This is a genomic window from Acinetobacter sp. CWB-G5 (assembly GCF_019209785.1).
Taxonomy (GTDB): Bacteria; Pseudomonadota; Gammaproteobacteria; order Pseudomonadales; family Moraxellaceae; genus Acinetobacter; species Acinetobacter johnsonii.
Genome location: NZ_JAHUTF010000002.1, coordinates 85,233 through 102,711, shown reverse-complemented (window position 1 = coordinate 102,711; position 17,479 = coordinate 85,233). Strand labels below are relative to the sequence as shown.

The 17,479-nt window shown below is 42.7% G+C and carries 16 protein-coding genes; 5 read left to right on the top strand and 11 right to left on the bottom strand.

The genetic code is table 11. The features are described 5' to 3' along the window. The first annotated feature begins 70 nt into the window (after window positions 1–70). Window positions 71–796 carry a hypothetical protein gene (locus KVY11_RS04555; protein ID WP_218288268.1) on the top strand — a complete coding sequence of 242 codons (726 nt, stop codon included), beginning with the start codon at window positions 71–73 and terminating at the stop codon, window positions 794–796. 40 nt (window positions 797–836) lie between these two features. Here KVY11_RS04555 and KVY11_RS04550 read toward each other — a convergent pair whose 3' ends face one another. The 3 genes from KVY11_RS04550 to KVY11_RS04540 all read right to left on the bottom strand — a co-directional run bounded on the left by KVY11_RS04550 (window position 837) and on the right by KVY11_RS04540 (window position 2,513). Beyond that, on the bottom strand, window positions 837–1,148 hold the full coding sequence (locus KVY11_RS04550; RefSeq protein ID WP_178927663.1) for a putative quinol monooxygenase: 312 nt from the start codon (window positions 1,146–1,148) through the stop codon (window positions 837–839). Between the two features lie 15 nt (window positions 1,149–1,163). Then, entirely contained in the window at window positions 1,164–1,745 is a 582-nt protein-coding gene (locus KVY11_RS04545) for an NAD(P)H-dependent oxidoreductase (RefSeq protein WP_218288267.1), read from the bottom strand. Window positions 1,746–1,901: 156 nt separating this feature from the next. Then, on the bottom strand, window positions 1,902–2,513 hold the full coding sequence (locus tag KVY11_RS04540; RefSeq protein WP_183174866.1) for a glutathione binding-like protein: 612 nt from the start codon (window positions 2,511–2,513) through the stop codon (window positions 1,902–1,904). Between the two features lie 219 nt (window positions 2,514–2,732). On the opposite strand from KVY11_RS04540, the gene KVY11_RS04535 reads away from it, so the two are divergent. Beyond that, complete coding sequence (locus KVY11_RS04535; RefSeq protein WP_218288266.1) at window positions 2,733–4,175, top strand: SulP family inorganic anion transporter; 1,443 nt, start codon at window positions 2,733–2,735, stop codon at window positions 4,173–4,175. Window positions 4,176–4,241: 66 nt separating this feature from the next. Here the strand turns inward: KVY11_RS04535 and KVY11_RS04530 are convergent, their stop codons facing one another. Further along, window positions 4,242–6,695 carry an ExeM/NucH family extracellular endonuclease gene (locus KVY11_RS04530; RefSeq protein ID WP_218288502.1) on the bottom strand — a complete coding sequence of 818 codons (2,454 nt, stop codon included), beginning with the start codon at window positions 6,693–6,695 and terminating at the stop codon, window positions 4,242–4,244. 192 nt (window positions 6,696–6,887) lie between these two features. On the opposite strand from KVY11_RS04530, the gene trmB reads away from it, so the two are divergent. After that, window positions 6,888–7,604, top strand: a complete 717-nt coding sequence (gene trmB, locus KVY11_RS04525; protein ID WP_218288265.1) for a tRNA (guanosine(46)-N7)-methyltransferase TrmB — start codon at window positions 6,888–6,890, stop codon at window positions 7,602–7,604. A 55-nt stretch (window positions 7,605–7,659) separates the two neighbouring features. On the opposite strand, the gene KVY11_RS04520 is transcribed toward trmB, so the two are convergent. From KVY11_RS04520 to KVY11_RS04490, 7 genes are all read right to left on the bottom strand, one after another. After that, on the bottom strand, window positions 7,660–8,445 hold the full coding sequence (locus KVY11_RS04520) for a fatty acid desaturase (RefSeq protein ID WP_218288264.1): 786 nt from the start codon (window positions 8,443–8,445) through the stop codon (window positions 7,660–7,662). 127 nt (window positions 8,446–8,572) lie between these two features. Continuing rightward, window positions 8,573–9,346 (bottom strand): Rossmann-like and DUF2520 domain-containing protein, encoded by a 774-nt coding sequence (locus KVY11_RS04515; protein WP_218288263.1) that lies wholly within the window; start codon window positions 9,344–9,346, stop codon window positions 8,573–8,575. A gap of 90 nt (window positions 9,347–9,436) precedes the next feature. Further along, the gene (locus KVY11_RS04510; protein WP_218288262.1) at window positions 9,437–10,234 is read right to left on the bottom strand and encodes a thioesterase family protein; all 798 of its coding nucleotides are present in this window, start codon (window positions 10,232–10,234) and stop codon (window positions 9,437–9,439) included. 53 nt (window positions 10,235–10,287) lie between these two features. After that, the gene (locus KVY11_RS04505; RefSeq protein ID WP_218288261.1) at window positions 10,288–10,962 is read right to left on the bottom strand and encodes a class I SAM-dependent methyltransferase; all 675 of its coding nucleotides are present in this window, start codon (window positions 10,960–10,962) and stop codon (window positions 10,288–10,290) included. Window positions 10,963–11,032: 70 nt separating this feature from the next. Continuing rightward, complete coding sequence (gene bioB / locus KVY11_RS04500; RefSeq protein WP_218288260.1) at window positions 11,033–12,025, bottom strand: biotin synthase BioB; 993 nt, start codon at window positions 12,023–12,025, stop codon at window positions 11,033–11,035. Window positions 12,026–12,099: 74 nt separating this feature from the next. After that, window positions 12,100–13,788: an AMP-binding protein gene (locus tag KVY11_RS04495; RefSeq protein ID WP_218288259.1), complete on the bottom strand. Its 1,689-nt coding sequence runs from the start codon at window positions 13,786–13,788 to the stop codon at window positions 12,100–12,102. Between the two features lie 100 nt (window positions 13,789–13,888). Beyond that, window positions 13,889–14,515: a TetR/AcrR family transcriptional regulator gene (locus KVY11_RS04490; RefSeq protein WP_004982268.1), complete on the bottom strand. Its 627-nt coding sequence runs from the start codon at window positions 14,513–14,515 to the stop codon at window positions 13,889–13,891. Window positions 14,516–14,663: 148 nt separating this feature from the next. Between KVY11_RS04490 and KVY11_RS04485 the strand changes: the two genes are divergently transcribed. Both KVY11_RS04485 and KVY11_RS04480 read left to right on the top strand, forming a co-directional pair. Next, a complete protein-coding gene (locus tag KVY11_RS04485; RefSeq protein ID WP_005400596.1) occupies window positions 14,664–15,836 on the top strand; it encodes an isovaleryl-CoA dehydrogenase in 1,173 nt (390 codons plus the stop codon). Between the two features lie 36 nt (window positions 15,837–15,872). Further along, complete coding sequence (locus KVY11_RS04480) at window positions 15,873–17,474, top strand: carboxyl transferase domain-containing protein (RefSeq protein ID WP_218288258.1); 1,602 nt, start codon at window positions 15,873–15,875, stop codon at window positions 17,472–17,474. Window positions 17,475–17,479: the final 5 nt, after the last annotated feature.

Sequence of the window (17,479 nt, the reverse complement as noted above, 5' to 3'; positions counted from 1 at the left end):
CTTTGATACACTCAGCAATACCCACCTTCAAACATCTATAACCATATAAAAATGAGAGGAAACGATGCCCATGCAAAAATGGATTAGACCAACACACATAGTCAATGCCCTATTTTTCATAACACTCACAAGCAATGCTTGGGCCAAAGTAGAGGCAAAACCGACTCTCAAAGTAAGTTACCAATCTTTTGTACCAAAAAACTGGAAGATTTTAGAAAAAGTCCAAGGCGATTTAAACCAAGATGGTCAAGCGGATATTGCCCTGATTATTGAAGACACCAATCCTGAACATATTGTTAAAAATGATCGCTTAGGGAGTAATGTGCTTAATACAAATGAACGAAAGCTTTTGGTTTTATTGAAGCAAACGTATGGTTATCAACTTGCGGCGACTAATACTACTTTGCCGACAGAAGGCGATATAGAGTCCCCTTGCCTCGCTGATCCACTCGGTGAGACTGAAGCATTAAGTATTCAAAAAGGCGTGCTCAAAGTTCATCTACACTACTGGTTAAGCTGTGGTTCGTGGTATGTGACCAATCACACGTATACCTTTCGATACCAAGACCGTGCATTTAAACTGATTGGTTATGATGTCGATGATTTCCACCGTGCATCAGGCGACATCACGGCGCGAAGTATCAACTTTATGACAGGCAAAGTAAAAAGTACAACAGGTGAAAATGAGTTTGCTGAAACAACACAACCTGTCAAAGTTCAATGGTCAACATTAAAACAGCGTTATGCATTGAAACTCGAACAGGTTCAGTTTAATGAAACACTGGAGTTTAAATAAACGGAGCGAAGAAAAGCGCTGTCAAACTCATATGCATCACTTATTGCGCTTCTAAAATACGAATTTGCACATGAGCAACTGCCCCTTCGGTTGCTTGAGCATGTTGCTGCATATTGACACTGTGCATATGTGTTTCTAAATGCTGCATACTTTCCCATTTTTCATACATCATGATTGAAAACGGTACTTTGGTTTGTAATGCACTCTCAACAGCAGGATGATCGATATGCACATCATAGAGATGGCAACCGGGCTCTTGTAATACTTGCTCACGGATGTTGTTGAATGAATCAAGAACCGTTTTAAAATCTTGCTCTGAATGACAAATGATTTCAGCAATGACAGTTAACATACTCGCATCTCCCAATTAAGCAAAAACTTGCGTCAAATGCTCACGGTACTGTGCCATATAGGCTTCAACTTCAGGTGCTTTAATCACATCATTGACAATAAACGTCGGTAAGGTTTCCATCCCTAAAAATTGATTGGCTTTGTGAAAAGGTAAATAAACCCCGTCGACCCCAACCCCATGAAAAAATTGTTCAGCGTCGTTAAATGCATCCATTGGCGCATTCCATGTCAACGACAGCATATAGTTTTTATCGTGAATCAGACCGCCTGAACCATATTTTTTTGAAGCGTCCGAACGTGAGCGACCATCATTGGCATACAGACTACCGTGCCCTTCGGTAAAGACATCATCGATATACTTTTTCACAGTCCACGGCGCACCCATCCACCAACCTGGCATTTGGTAAATCACGGTGTCTGCCCACAGAAATTTCTCCACTTCAGCTTTTGCATCATATTCGCTGTCGGCGCGTGTCACTTGAACCTGATGTCCTAAGTCTGACAACACCTCTTGTGCAAGTTCAGTTAAGGTATCGTTTAACTGACCATTCGAGTGTGCAAAAGTTTTCGCACCGTTAACTAATAAAATATTTTTCATTGGAAGAGCCTAAAAACCAAAATCTATGCAGGCACTATATAGACTCTGTTCAGCGCCAATAAGTAGTGAATCTGCAAAATATTATTGACTAAATATCAACAATAAACTTTAGAGTAATAAAAAAGCGCCTCTCGGCGCTTCTTCAATGCATCAAAATTAAGGAATTAGACCTTCATCTCGCATTGCAATTTGTACAGACTGACGTTCAGCCACTTTATTACGGATAAAGATAATATTTTTATACGGCGATAAATCATGTTCGATGACATTTGACCAATTGGTGAGGACAAATAAATACGCATCTGCAGGTCCAAAATTATCATCAACCAAATAGTCATGATCCGACTCACCAATTTGTTTGTCGATATAACTAAGTAAACGATCAATCTCTGCATAGGCTTTTTCTTTAGCAACAGCGTCTAATGGCGCACCAAAGAAAACAGCATAAGCATCGTGCAATTCAGAGTTTAAATAACCTAGCCATTCTAAAACTTTGGCACGCCCCAAACCTGATGGCGGAATAAGATCTTGTTTTGGATCATGTTGTGCTAAAAATGGCAAAATGGCTACATTTTCAGTCAGAATCAAACCTGGATTAATCTCTAAAGCGGGGACATATCCTTTTGGATTAATTTCGTAATAATCAGCACCTTTTTCTGTTTTATGTGTTTTTAAATCTACTCGGACTAAATCAAAGTCAACATTAATTTCATTGAGGATAATGTGCGCCGCAAGCGAGCACGCACCCGGTGCATAATAAAGCTTCATATCTGATCCTTGTTATAACTCTATTCTCTGTTTTAAATGGCTTCTAACAAACTTTCAAGTGATCAAAACCTGTAAATTGCAAAAAAGCGTAAACGAAAAATCATTCGTTCGCCTATTGAATATTGTCTAATTCACATTTTTTTTCAAGTACAACAACGCTGCAATTTGCAACAGAGTTGTTTTATCATAGCCCCCTTGACCCTAAAATGAATTTGATCTGTGATTAGCTTTAAAAAAGATGAATGGTTTTCTAACATTCGTACCGATGTTCTTGCTGGTTTAGTGGTAGGACTTGCACTGATTCCCGAATCTATTGCTTTTTCAGCAATTGCAGGTGTAGACCCTCAAGTCGGACTGTATGCCTCCTTTTGTATCGCAGTGAGCATTGCTTTTTTTGGTGGTCGTCCAGCCATGATTTCAGCAGCAACAGGCGCGATGGCACTACTCATGATCACGCTGGTCAAAGAGCATGGTTTACAGTATTTACTGGCGGCAACCATTCTCACAGGTGTCATTCAAATCATTGCGGGTTATTTTAAAGTTGCCAAACTGATGCGTTTTGTGTCGCAGTCGGTAGTGTATGGTTTTTTAAATGCACTGGCGATTTTAATCTTCGTGGCGCAACTTCCAGAGCTCAGCCAAATGAATCACTGGGGTTATGCATTTGTCGCTCTTGGCCTCGCTGTGATTTATCTGTTTCCTTATCTGCCTAAACTGGGAAAAAGTATTCCCTCACCGCTGATTTGCATTCTTGTCCTGACCGCTTTGGCGCTGTTTTTAGGTACAGATATGCGTATGGTCAGTGACTTAGGTCATTTCCCCGATACTTTACCTATTTTTCTACTGCCTGATATTCCACTGACCTTTGAAACGCTGCAAATTGTCTTCCCTTACGCCATCACATTAGCGACCGTCGGTTTGCTTGAAAGCATGATGACCACCACAGTAGTGAATGGAGTCACAGATACTGAAGGTGACCGTCATCAAGAATGTCGCGGACAAGGTATGGCCAATATTGTGAGCGGTTTTATGGGCGGTATGGCAGGCTGTGCCATGATTGGACAGTCTGTAATTAATGTCAGCTCCGGTGCACGTACTCGACTTTCAACCTTAGTGGCAGGTGTGTTTTTACTGTGTTTGGTGGTATTTTTTAAAGACTGGCTGTCCTATATTCCAATGGCGGCGTTGGTTGCAATCATGATCATGGTGGCATTTACAACCTTTCAGTGGGACTCGGTTAAAAACATCGCTAAACACCCGCTACAAAGTAATGTAGTGATGCTCAGTGTCGTGATGATTGTCTTAGCCACACATAATCTTGCCTTGGGTGTCTTTGTCGGAGTTTTACTGTCCGCATTATTTTTCATTAACAAGCTAGAAAGTACGGTTCATGTTCAGTCTGAACTGCATAACCATACTCGTCGCTATGTGGTGAGTGGTCAAATTTTCTTTAGCAGCTCAGAGAAATTCTTTCAGTTTTTTGACTTTAACGAACATATTCAGAAGGTTGAAATTGACCTCAGTAAAGCACATATTTGGGATATGACTTCAGTCAATATGTTGAATGCTGTGGTTGAAAAGTTTGAAGCCCACGGTGTTATGGTCGAGGTGTTAGGCTTAAATGAAGCCAGCAGCACCCTCATAGACCGTATCAGCTCATAAAAGGTTTCAAATCATAAACAAAATAAAAGGGCGATGACGCCCTTTTATTATTATCCATAAAGCAAGTTAAGACTGATTCTTGCGGCGTCTTAGGCTGCCATACAAGGCCAAACTGATTAATCCTAATACAGACCACAGCCCTGTACTTCCCGCACTGGTTTTATCATCATCGTTAACCACTGCATCGTTTAAGTCTAAATCCACAATCACAGGATCATGGTCAGAAGAGCGGTAAGCATCGTCTGCATAGAATGCAGCAATTTGCTCCTCCGTTTTATATTCTTCGTTATAGTCTAATGCTGTCGGTTCATCTGCATTGATATGCCATGCAAATGCTTTTTTCACCAAAGGATAAAGTGCTGCATCGGCAATCGCATGATCTAGATTTCCTGCACCACCATAACCTTGAGCATTACTGGCTACGCCGAAAACATAGCTATAAGCTGCTTTCCCCTGACCAATTTTTTCATCATTCAACAATACTTTATAGTTGGCTTGTTCAAGCGCCAGAATTGGATCTTCTTTGGCATAGCTGTTCAGATCACCTAACAGTAAGACATTCGGTTTACTCACCTGCGTTGGATTTTTTGCAACCCATTGCATTAACGCTTGTACCGCTTTAACGCGGGTTGGATTCCAGCAACCTTGACCATCGCCCTGATCTGCCTCTATCGAAGTTTTATCATCTGGACAGCTACCTTTAGACTTCAAATGGTTCGGAATAACCGTAAAAGTTTTCCCGCCTGATAAGGCTTGAAAGGTTTGCGCCATCGTGACTCGATTTTTCTGGCTCTGGTCATCAAAGACCGCTGCAACATTGATTGGTTTGACCCGCTTAGCATTATAAATAATGGCAACAGCAATCGCATCGGTTCCGAGTTTGTCAGCATTCGGAGGCGTTACATATTTCCAGTCGCTTCCAAGCGCCTGAGCTAAATAAGCAACTGCGCTACGCTCGCCATAACCATTGTTGGCAATTTCCATCAGACCATAAACATCTGCATCAATCGCTTTTAATGCACTGACAATTTTCAGATGTTGCTTTTTAAACTCAGCCTCAGAACTTGCACCACGTTCCGTCGGAAAACCTTGTGCCAAACCATTGTCATAATTCAGTACGTTAAATGCTGCAACACGGACTTGCTGTGTAGCCTTTGCGGGAACGCTTGCACGTGGGTTTGTCGCGTCTAAGACTTGTGGCGCTGTTGCCCCAAGCACAGGTTGAATTCTCCATTGGTTATAGCGGTATTCTAAAATGCCTTGTACATTTTGCAGTTGTGCACCTGTACGTAGGGTGTTTTTAGCACTAAAGGTCGTTGGCAACCACGGCGTTCTGTTCTGATTGTTATAGCCATCATCCAAAATGAGTTTAGAACGTAAATTCTGTTGTGCCAGTGCTTTGGCCTCGGTTGAATGGGCAGGATATAAATTGGTTGGAATATATAAACGCGCGGGGCTTAAAGCCAATTCTCCAAAACGCCCATAGTTATAGTTTTCACTGACCGTGAGCGTTTGGGGGATGTTCACCAACATGCCTTGATAGCGTTTTGGTGTATGACCTGAAGTTTCAGTCAAACTATCAAAAGGCAAATTGATCGCCATTGGTTTAACCCAATCACTTGCCGAAGGATTACAGACATTAATATCGCTGCTTAAATCTTGAAGCTGCAGTTGGTTTTGATAGGTTTTTAACTTGCCTTTGAAAATGACTTCCTGCCCGACTTGCCCACCTGTCACGCGACTTGAAGAGGGAACATAGACAAACACCGCATTACTGGTATTGGCTTGGGCTTGAACATCTGGTGTTTGTACAAAGAAACCTGAGAAACCATTGCTATAACGATAATCAGCCGTGATTACGCCTTTCACCACATATTCCACATCTTGCGCTTCACTTTGCAATGCCGCAATTGGGGTAGCTGTCGTATTACAGCTCACAGCGGTTAGGGGTGGTGCCGTATTTCCTGCAAGGTAACTGGAAAATGCATTTTGGTCTGACCATTTTTCCCATGCCGATGCCAAATCAAACGGTGCGGTAACATCAATCCCCGTACTAGAAACATTATTGCTTAATAAAGTGCGTTTAAAACTATTCGCTGTTGCAACACTACCCCATCCAGTGCTTGGCCTTTCGCCCACTGTACCAAAGCGGTCAATCGCAACGCCATTATGATAAAGCACCAAAGTGTCGTCACCATTGAAAGCTAAGTTCGCCTGCTGTTGCACCGCATCGCCCAGAGCTTCTTTTAAAGCAGAATGCCCGACCAAGTAATGCCCCCTTGCCGCCAATTGACCTGTCAAATTCACTGTCAAATTTGCACTGGTACTGCCATTTGCGAACTGCTTGATCTGATATTCTGCCAAATTGACCGTCGTCGGGTCTGGATTATAAATTTCCAATCCTTTCTTATTTGAAGTTCCATCTACATACTGACTAAATAATAGTTGTGCATACGCTGGAAAAGAACAACCCGCCAAAATCAGGCTCAGGCTTAATATCTGTGGCTTAAAATTTTTCATCATTTTTTATCAGTTGGTTAAATCAGCTGGCAGGTTAATTTTTATTCGTTACATCATGATTAATAAATGATGACAATTTCTAGGCTGCGCAAACTCAATGGTGCTGAATTTAATAAATTCTGAGTAAAAAATTTGACTTGTCCTGCTCAGGACTTACAATACCGCTTTCGAATTTCTACATCTGCCAAAATTATGACGAATGATCAATTAGACCAGCAAGTCGTCGAGCTAGACAACTTAAATGAACACCGCGAAATTGTGACATTTATGCGTCGTTCATCTCCGCTGAACACCTCGCAACGCACTGCGCTTGAACAATATGGTCACATGATTTTGGAATATCCTGTAGGTGACTTACGCCAGCAGTTTGAACATCCAGAGCGTCCGCTCACGGTTGAAATTGGCTTTGGTATGGGACGTTCATTGGTCTTGATGGCGCAGGCCAACCCTGAACGTAACTATGTCGGGATTGAAGTGCATGTTCCGGGGATTGCGCAATGTGTGTATGAAGCTGGAATTGCAGGTTTAACCAATCTTCGTCTTTTAGATGCAGATGCTATTCAAGTATTACGTGAAATGCCAGATAACAGCATCAACGCTGTGCAACTGTACTTCCCAGACCCTTGGCAGAAAAAACGTCACTTCAAACGTCGTTTTGTGTCACATGACCGTATGCCACTGGTTGAGCAAAAGTTGGAAATGGGTGGCTCATTCCACGCAGCGACAGACTGGGAACCGTATGCAGAATGGATGATTGATGTACTCGATAACCGTCCAAATCTTGAAAATATGGCAGGTAAAGGCAACAGCTACCCACGTCCAGACTGGCGTCCACAAACTAAATTTGAACGTCGTGGACTCGAAGAAGGTCATAAGATTAACGACTTCTTATTTAAGAAAATTAAATAAATTTTAGATCTCATAAAAAATAGGGCCTAGTGCCCTATTTTTTATGCTTAAATTGTTAGAACACATGCCGAATTTCAACCGTTGGATCATGTTCATCCAAGCGTTTTGCCAAAATATGTAAACGTCGTGTCGGCACTGCTGGAAACAAATGATGCTCCACATGATAAAACATGTTGTAGGTCACAACCCGTTTAAACTCATTACGCACTGTTCGCGCCATATAGACATGATCTTCTGTATCATGATGCACCGTCCACACCGCAAAAAAAGCCGTCATACATTGCCCGATTAACATGGCACTGACATGGTATTTTAAAATACTGATATCCAAGATCACAAAAACTAAAAACAATACAATGACGTTGGCAACCAGCTCAGAAAACATCCATTTTTTCTGCGTTTTAGTCCCAACCTCAAAGGCTTTTTTATGCAACATCCATGGAAAAACTGGACCAAAAAGCAAAGCTTGCCACCACTTCATGCTTGCACTTTTCGCTTCAATATCTTCGTCCTGCATACAGTGCTGATGGTGGCGGAGGTGATTAATTTGTACAGCATGCATCGAACCGAGCATGACGATGCTCAAAACAAACATGACCCAATGAGTCGCAGGACGGCTAATCCCTAAGGCAAAATGAAAAGCGTTATGCACCTGTCTAAGCCCTGTTAAGAAAAACATAAACGAACAAAACAGCGCCAAGACATACCACTGTAAACCTGCAAAAATGAAAGAGACGATCAACCACGGTAAAGAGATAAATAACTCACTGATCACATCGGTATGGCCTAGCTGCACAAGATCTTTCCACTGCACTTGTTCTAATAATGAATATGAACGCATACGCCCTCTATTTGTTTGTATTTATTTTAAGCAACACTGTACCGAATCTTAGGGCATAAAAAAAGCCACGTTTTCAGTGGCTTTGCTTGTTCTTTGTGACTTGCTTCTTCGTTTATTATATTGAATATCAACTGTGACGTTGACTGATCTGCTGACTCATTAAGGCATACACTTCAGCAAGATCTGCTCGTTGAACTTGTGCAAGCATCTGTTGATGCATCTGTAAAATATTCTGATCCTGACGCATCGCAGGGCCAGTTTGCATCTGCTTCGGGTCATTCTGTGTAGCTTTCTGTGCGGTTTCTAAGATCAATGGTTGTAGCAGATTAAAATCGACCTGCTCTGCATCCACCACTTGTTTCGCCATGTCAAAACAATAATTACTAAAATTACAGGCAAAAACGGCCGCTAAATGCAAACTTAGACGCTGTGCAGAGCTGTAGCTATACACGCGTTGGCTCAGGCTTTCTGCCAGTGTATGTAGTCTTTGAAGATCTGTATTTTCAGTGGCTTCTACAAACAACGGTGTATTTGACCAATCAATTTCACGTTCTAAGCTAAAGGTCTGTAAGGGATAAAAAACTCCTGCACGTGCATGTTGCGTCGCCAAAACTGAAAGTGCTGTACTCCCTGAAGTATGTACAATCAACACATTCGGCAGATATTCAGTCAATGCCGAAATCACGCTTGGAATAGACTGATCACTTACTGCAATCATCACCAAATCCACATCAACATTTAACTGCTGAAAATGACTGACCGCCTTTGCATGTACGACTTGCGCCAAATCTGTAGCTTTGTCGAAGCTTCGGCTATAAATATTGATGATTTCATGCTGAGACATCAGGGCTTTGGCTAAATGATGAGCCACCCGCCCGGCTCCAATTAAACTGATCCGCATCTTCATTTCACTATTTTAAAGTGCCTACAGCATGCCAATAAAAAAAGGATGAAGCAATTCATCCTTTTTTATTAAATTGACACTGACCAACTAAAACTTACGCAGGGTCAAAATCTGTTCACTACGACCAAATGGCCCTTGCTCATCGTGCAAAACCGCACTGGTTAAACCGATACCATTATCACCATATTGCTGCGTCGCTTCCAAACCTAACCATTTCCCTTGGGGTAAACGGTATAAATGCAGTTGTAGATCTAAATTGGGAAAGCCCCATCCAGATGCTGGATTTTGACGTGGCACAATACCGTTGGCTGTATCGACCATGCCCAATAAGCGCACAAAACTCGATGTGTCCTGACCTTCCACCATGTCCAAATCATTATGTAACCAAACAATGCCTTTACCCGCACGGTGCCCTTCTGCCGCACGTGTCTCAATACTCTGGATATAACCACCCGGCCAACATTTCATCCCATCCCATACTGGCAAAGTTTCAGGATCTACAATCGGTTGATCTTCCAGCCCTGCAATTGCACTGGTATCTTGCTTCATCATTTTCCAAGCACGGGCCACAATACAAGTCTTCCCGTTTGCTTTCATTTCCGCCTCGATCAGTTCAATGGTTTTTCCAGCACGAATGACACGGGTATGCACGGTAAACTCACCAAAAGCGATCAGTCCAAAAATATCTAAACTCACGCGTCCAATGCGCATCTCGTCACGTGGTTGAAACTGCTCTAACTCTGCACACAAAACCCCTGTTGCAGGTGCCATGTGCTGTTCATGCGGATTCCATGCGCCTTGTGCATGAATATTGGAAAGATAAGATGCTGTACAGCTCCCATCACTGTGCTGTTCACGATTTAAAAGTTGATAATAGGCTGCCATGTATATTCCTTCACTCTTATCTTTAAAATGTATCTTTTTACTGCCATTGGTTTTTACTTTTGTGCAAAAAAACCATAATAATTTAACAGTTGACTATAAGTTCGTACTTCATGAAATCCAACTTTCGTCAGAAGCTCTCGCATCTGGCTGGCCGAGATCAAATAAAAATCTTGTTGTAGGCGCTCAAGCATTTTTTCACTCTGTACCACCGTCAAACCATTGCTCTGACATAAGGTTTGTATAACCTTGAGTTCAGTGTCATCACTAGAACACATCAGGTCATAGCTCAGTAAAATAGCTTGTGTTTTAAGACAGCGTAAAATGTCGGCAAAGAAGAATGACTTTGCTTCAAGTGGAATAAAATGCGCCACCAATATGGCTAAAGCGGCATCAAACTGTGCACTTTCCTGTAATGCCGTCGTATCACCATGAACAAAGTGAACCCGCGTTAAATCACTATGGGTCTCGCTCAATAACTGCTGCGCTTTTTCAATCATGGTCAAAGATGGGTCGACAGCGGTAAAACTCCACGTCGGATGCTGCGCCAACAAATATGAAAGCTCATAACCTGTACCACATCCCACAATCAATACGTGCGCATATTCTGGTAAATGTGTTTTTAAAATGGCTTGAATTTGCAGATGAACCAACTCATATCCTGGAATGAGCTTACGAATATGTTGATCATAACCATCTACTACAGTTTGACTCTGAAAGTCTTTCGCCATTTTATTGTTCACTCATCTACTTTTAATCGTCGCCCTAAATCTACACGTTCATGACCGCATGTTCTAGCATTTAAGCCACAGCCATAGCATCGACCGTTAACTCAGCAAGTTGCGGTTTGGCTTTTTCTGCATGTAGCCCCAGTTTGTGAAAGAGTTGTTGATCCTTGCCTTGTGCTGTATTTGGCGTAGTCAGCAATTTTTCACCAGAAAACAGTGAATTTGCACCAGCCATGAAAGCCAAAGCTTGGTCGGTATCGGACAGCGATTCACGTCCCGCGGACAGACGAATATAACTTTTCGGCATAATGATTCGCGCTACCGCAATAGTGCGAATCCACTCGGTCACATCTAACTTGTCAACTTCTGCCAAAGGCGTACCCTGCATTGGGACCAGCATGTTGATCGGCACAGACTCAGGATGTATCGGTAAAGTCGCCAATTCAAACAACAAGCCAATTCGATCTTTGGTCTCTTCGCCTAGGCCAACAATCCCGCCACTACATACTTTTAAGCCTGCCTCTCGAACATGACTTAAGGTATCCAAACGGTCATCAAAACTACGGGTACTAATCACATTGGGATAGTACTCACGCGACGTATCTAAGTTATGGTTGTAATAATCGAGTCCTGCACCTTTTAAACGTTCGGCTTGAGAGGCATTCAGCATGCCTAGCGTCATACAGGTTTCTAAACCCAAAGCTTTGACTTCACGCACCATATCCAAGACATAAGGCATATCGCGTTCATGTGGATTGCGCCATGCCGCACCCATACAAAACCGAGTAGAACCCGAGGCCTTCGCCTGTTGTGCTTCGCTAATGACCTTTTCAACCGCAATTCTTTTTTCAGCTTCAAGCTTTGAGTCATAGCGCGCAGACTGTGAACAGTATTTGCAGTCTTCAGGGCATTTACCTGTTTTGATCGACAGTAAAGTACTGACTTGGATGGCATTCGCTTCAAAGTACTGACGATGAATTTGCTGTGCTCGAAAGACCAAATCTAAAAAAGGCTGTTGGTAGAGTGCTTGTATTTCAGCGCGAGCCCAATCATTTCTCAGGTGCATATGCTATTCCTTTTGCTTTTCACTTCGGACTTTCCTTTGGCTTTAACCCAGCAAAGGAAAGTCCGTCTTCAACCTTATGCGATTTCTTTCAAATCCAGTTCATTACGCATAAATTCCTGCAATTTAAACTTCTGCGCTTTCCCCGAAGCTGTCATTGGGAACTCATTAAAAAACCGAACATAACGTGGAACTTTATTGTGTGAAATATGTTCCGCACAGTACTGACGGATCGACTCTTCAGTAATTTCATGATGCTCATGTAATATAATACAAGCACACAATTCTTCACCATAACGTGCATCTGGCAGACCAATGACTTGGACATCGCTGACATCAGGATGGGTATATAAAAAGTCTTCGATTTCTTTCGGGAATAAGTTTTCTCCGCCACGAATGACCACATCCTTAATTCGACCTTTAATTTTCACAAAGCCAGCTTCATCCATTTCTGCGATGTCACCTGTATGCATCCAGCGTGCTGAATCAATCACTTCTTGCGATTTTTCATGGTCTTCCCAATACCCCAACATTACCGAATAGCCACGAACACACAGTTCACCCAACTGACCACGTGGTACGACTTTGCCTTGTTCATCTACAATTTTAATTTCAAGATGTGGATGGACACGCCCTACGGTTCCGACTCGTTGTTCAACTGAATCTGAGGTTGAGCTTTGTGCACTGACAGGTGCCGTTTCAGTCATACCATAGCAAATGGTAATTTCGGACATGTGCATCCGATCAATAACACGTTGCATAATTTCACGTGGACAAGGACTGCCCGCCATAATGCCTGTACGTAAACTGGAAAGATCAAAATCTTCGAACTGTTCATGCTCTAAAATAGCAATGAACATGGTCGGTACACCGTATGCAGCCGTACATTTTTCCTGCTGAATGGCTTTTAACGTTTCTAAAGGATTGAACACCGCCGATGGATAGACCATGGTTGAACCATGCGTAATACAGGCCAAATTACCCATCACCATACCGAAACAGTGAAAGAGCGGTACAGAAATACAGACTCGATCGGCAGGACTTAAATGAATGGCTTCACCAACAAAATAACCATTATTTAGAATATTATTATGTGTCAGCATTGTGCCTTTCGGGTTACCTGTGGTGCCCGAAGTAAACTGGATATTGATGGTTTCATCAAACTGCGATTCGCTTGCAACAAGCTCTAGTTGATTGAGCTGTCTCTTGCTGGGGGGAGTGAGCAGATCGCTAAAACGATGCAAACCCGTATGCTCTTCTTCATCAATTTTAATAATATATTTCAAATGTGGCAGTCGTTCTGCCTTTAACACTTTATTTTCAGCACCTTTAATTTCAGGTGCAATTTTCATTAAAATATCTTGATAATTCGTGCTTTTAAATTGCGATGCAATGACCAAGCCCTTACAAGAAACTTTATTCAATACATATTCGAGCTCATTACTTTTATAGGCAGGGTTCAAGTTGACTAAAATGATGCCCGCTTTAAACGCAGCAAACTGGGTAATCGTCCATTCCACACAGTTTGGAGACCAAATCGCAAGTCGATCGCCTTTCTTCAAGCCCAGTTTTAGTAAACTACAGGCAAACGCATTGACCTGAGCTTGTAATTCCTTATACGTGAGTCTGACATTTTGATGCAGGCTGACAACAGCATCTTGTTCCGCATACTGCTGACAAGCCTGATCAAATTTCTCACCAATCGTCATGCCTAATAGGGGCTGACTGCTCGTTCCATAGGCATAACTTAACCGTTCTTGTGTCATCGAATCGATCTCCTTGATTCATTGTAATCTTGTTATTCAACTTTAATTGTTCTATGACTACTTCCCTTCAAACACCAAGCCTTTGTGTTCACACCTGCTACTATTTTTCCTCCTGAACCTGAACTGCATTGACACAAAATTCGGCAATTTGTTTCACAAAGTAGTCTTTATAGTTTTGATCAAACATCACATTTCGAGACGGATTTAAAGGCTCAATGACCACAAAAGTCATGGCACCAACCACACAAAGTGCTGCGGTATTTAAATCTTCAAATCCAAACTCACCGTTAATTTTCCCTGCGGCCAGTATTTCTTTGATGCTCTGTTTAATCAGCTGTTTACTGCGAAAACGTTCATGTTCTAACTCAGCATCGACTGGCTCAAACATGAGTGAATACGCAAGTTGGGGGCTATTCATGGCACGTTTCACAAACGTGGTTACCGCCTTGTCCAATTTCTGTTTTGACGAGAGCTCACTTTCAGCAATGTGATTTAAAATTTTCACCTCATGCTGTATGGCCTCAGACAAAACCTCAATTAACACTTGGCTTTTGTTATCGAAGTATCGATACACCAAACCACTCGAAACACCCGCGCGTTCAGCAATTGCTTGAATTTGCGCGTCTTTAATCCCCCCTTGAGCAATAAGTTCACGAGCGGATTGCAAAATCGCTTCACGATTTTGTTCCATTCGTTCTTGCATCAATGATGATCTTTTATAACTCATAATTCTATTCTCAACCAGATAAAATGAATTGTAAATCAATTTGTGAATTTTAGTTCACTTTTTTAAAAATTCGATGTATTGTAAAAATCAAGCACAACAAAAATGCTTTATCAGGAACAATAAATACACTCATAGGACGAATGAAGAAATGACCCTACAAAGCTTAAATTTCGGTTTAGATGAAACACTCATTGCACTACGTGATTCCGTTGCCGCTTTTTGTGCCAAGGAAATTACTCCTATTGCGCAACAAGTCGATCAGAACAACGAATTTCCAGCTCAGTTGTGGAAAAAATTTGGCGATATGGGCTTACTCGGTCTAACCGTCAGTGAAGAATATGGCGGTACAGGCCTAGGTTATTTAGCGCATATCATTGCCATGCAAGAAATCTCACGTGCTTCAGCTTCGATAGGTCTTTCTTATGGTGCACATTCTAACCTATGTGTGAATCAAATTAACCGAAATGGCAGCGAGGAACAAAAGCAGCGCTATTTACCGAAGCTAATTTCAGGTGAATACGTCGGTGCACTTGCCATGTCTGAACCAAACGCAGGCTCAGACGTAGTCAGCATGAAACTCAAAGCTGAAGATTGTGGCGATCACTTCTTGTTAAATGGTTCAAAAATGTGGATCACCAATGGTGGTGATGCTGATGTGCTTGTGGTTTATGCCAAAACGGATCTGCATGCAGGCGCTAAAGGCATGACAGCCTTCCTTGTAGAAAAAGGCATGGAAGGTTTTAGTCATGGCACACATTTAGACAAGTTGGGTATGCGTGGTTCGAACACTTATCCACTGTTCTTTGACAATGTGAAAGTGCCAAAAGAAAACGTGATGGGCGGTGTAGGAAACGGTACGAAAGTGCTGATGAGTGGTTTGGACTATGAGCGTGCGGTTTTAAGCGCAGGTCCTTTAGGCATTATGGATGCCTGCATGGACACCGTGATTCCCTATATCCATGACCGTAAACAATTCGGCCAAGCACTCGGTGAGTTCCAGTTGATGCAAGGCAAAATTGCCGATATGTATTCGACTTGGTTGGCATGTAAAGCGTTGGTTTATGCCGTGGGTGCTGAGTGCGACAAGGCTGACCATAGCCGTAGCCTACGTAAAGATGCAGCCAGTGCAATTTTATATGCTGCTGAAAAAGCCACATGGATGGCAGGTGAAACCATTCAGACCTTAGGTGGAAATGGTTATATCAATGAATTTTCTGCAGGCCGTCTATGGCGCGATGCAAAACTCTATGAAATTGGCGCGGGAACTTCTGAAATTCGCCGTATGTTGATTGGCCGTGAACTGTTTAATGAAACAGCTTAACCCTCCACAACAATAAAAATGACAAGGATGTTCGTGATGAATCAATTACATAGCAAGATCAATATTCGAAGTGAAGACTTCAAAACCAACCAAACCGCGATGCAAAGCTTGGTCGATGACTTAAAGCAAAAAGCAGAACAAATTGCTTTAGGCGGCGGCGAAGCGGCGCGACAAAAGCATTTGGCACGCGGAAAACTGTTAGCACGTGATCGTATTGATCAATTAATTGATGCAGGCACGGCATTCCTTGAAATTGGTCAGTTGGCAGCACAAAACGTCTATGCAGACGATGTGCCTGCGGCTGGTGTCGTTGCTGGTGTAGGTCAGGTCAATGGTGTGACCTGCATGATCGTCGCCAACGATGCGACAGTAAAAGGCGGCACGTACTACCCACTGACTGTGAAAAAACACTTACGTGCTCAAGAAATTGCGGAGCAAAACCATCTGCCATGTATTTATTTGGTGGACTCAGGTGGTGCCTATTTACCCATGCAGGACGAAGTTTTCCCTGACCGCGATCACTTTGGGCGTATTTTCTATAATCAAGCACGCATGTCGAGCATGGGAATTGCCCAAATTGCGGTGGTAATGGGCAGTTGTACGGCTGGGGGGGCATACGTACCTGCCATGTCTGATGAAACTATTATTGTGCGTAACCAAGGGACGATTTTCTTAGGTGGCCCACCGCTGGTGAAAGCGGCAACAGGTGAAGTGGTCAGCAGTGAAGACTTAGGCGGTGGTGATGTGCATACTCGCCTGTCTGGTGTAGCGGATCATTTGGCTGAAAACGACGAACATGCTATTGCCATTGCTCGTAACATCGTAGCCAACCTGAATAAAACACCACATACGCGTGCAACAGAGATTGAAGAACCATTATTTGATGCAACAGAACTGTATGGTGTTGTACCAAGTGATGCACGCAAACCATTCGATATTCGTGAAGTGATTGCGCGTATTGTCGATGGTTCACGGTTTGATGAATTCAAAGCTCGCTTTGGCACCACCTTAGTCACAGGTTTTGCCAAAATCTATGGCATGCCCGTTGGCATTATTGCCAACAACGGTATTTTATTTTCAGAGTCTGCACAAAAAGGGGCTCACTTTATTGAACTCTGTACGCAGCGCAATATTCCCCTATTGTTCCTTCAAAACATTACTGGCTTTATGGTCGGTCGCCAATACGAAAATGAAGGCATTGCCAAAAATGGCGCTAAACTGGTCATGGCTGTTGCAACTGCGAACGTGCCGAAACTTACCCTTGTGATTGGTGGTTCATTTGGTGCAGGCAACTACGGTATGTGTGGTCGTGCCTATTCTCCACGCTTCATGTGGACATGGCCAAACTCGCGTATTTCGGTCATGGGTGGTGAACAAGCGGCAAGTGTATTATCGACCTTAAAGCGTGATCAAATCGAAAAACGTGGCGAGTCTTGGTCTGCGGCAGAAGAAGATAATTTTAAACAACCTTTTCGCGATCAGTTTGAACGACAAGGCCATCCATATTATGCATCGGCGCGTTTATGGGATGACGGTGTGATTGACCCTGCACAAAGCCGTCAGGTGCTCGGTTTAAGTTTAGCCGCAGCCTTAAATGCACCCATTCAACCGACCAAATTCGGCGTGTTCCGCATGTAGGAGAT

Coding starts and splice junctions, on each gene's coding strand:
- KVY11_RS04555 (WP_218288268.1), top strand. CDS start 71: ATGCAAAAATGGATTAGACCAACACACATAGTCAATGCCCTATTTTTC.
- KVY11_RS04550 (WP_178927663.1), bottom strand. CDS start 1,148: ATGTTAACTGTCATTGCTGAAATCATTTGTCATTCAGAGCAAGATTTT.
- KVY11_RS04545 (WP_218288267.1), bottom strand. CDS start 1,745: ATGAAAAATATTTTATTAGTTAACGGTGCGAAAACTTTTGCACACTCG.
- KVY11_RS04540 (WP_183174866.1), bottom strand. CDS start 2,513: ATGAAGCTTTATTATGCACCGGGTGCGTGCTCGCTTGCGGCGCACATT.
- KVY11_RS04530 (WP_218288502.1), bottom strand. CDS start 6,695: ATGAAAAATTTTAAGCCACAGATATTAAGCCTGAGCCTGATTTTGGCG.
- trmB (WP_218288265.1), top strand. CDS start 6,888: ATGACGAATGATCAATTAGACCAGCAAGTCGTCGAGCTAGACAACTTA.
- KVY11_RS04520 (WP_218288264.1), bottom strand. CDS start 8,445: ATGCGTTCATATTCATTATTAGAACAAGTGCAGTGGAAAGATCTTGTG.
- KVY11_RS04515 (WP_218288263.1), bottom strand. CDS start 9,346: ATGCGGATCAGTTTAATTGGAGCCGGGCGGGTGGCTCATCATTTAGCC.
- KVY11_RS04510 (WP_218288262.1), bottom strand. CDS start 10,234: ATGGCAGCCTATTATCAACTTTTAAATCGTGAACAGCACAGTGATGGG.
- KVY11_RS04505 (WP_218288261.1), bottom strand. CDS start 10,962: ATGGCGAAAGACTTTCAGAGTCAAACTGTAGTAGATGGTTATGATCAA.
- bioB (WP_218288260.1), bottom strand. CDS start 12,025: ATGCACCTGAGAAATGATTGGGCTCGCGCTGAAATACAAGCACTCTAC.
- KVY11_RS04495 (WP_218288259.1), bottom strand. CDS start 13,788: ATGACACAAGAACGGTTAAGTTATGCCTATGGAACGAGCAGTCAGCCC.
- KVY11_RS04490 (WP_004982268.1), bottom strand. CDS start 14,515: ATGAGTTATAAAAGATCATCATTGATGCAAGAACGAATGGAACAAAAT.
- KVY11_RS04485 (WP_005400596.1), top strand. CDS start 14,664: ATGACCCTACAAAGCTTAAATTTCGGTTTAGATGAAACACTCATTGCA.
- KVY11_RS04480 (WP_218288258.1), top strand. CDS start 15,873: ATGAATCAATTACATAGCAAGATCAATATTCGAAGTGAAGACTTCAAA.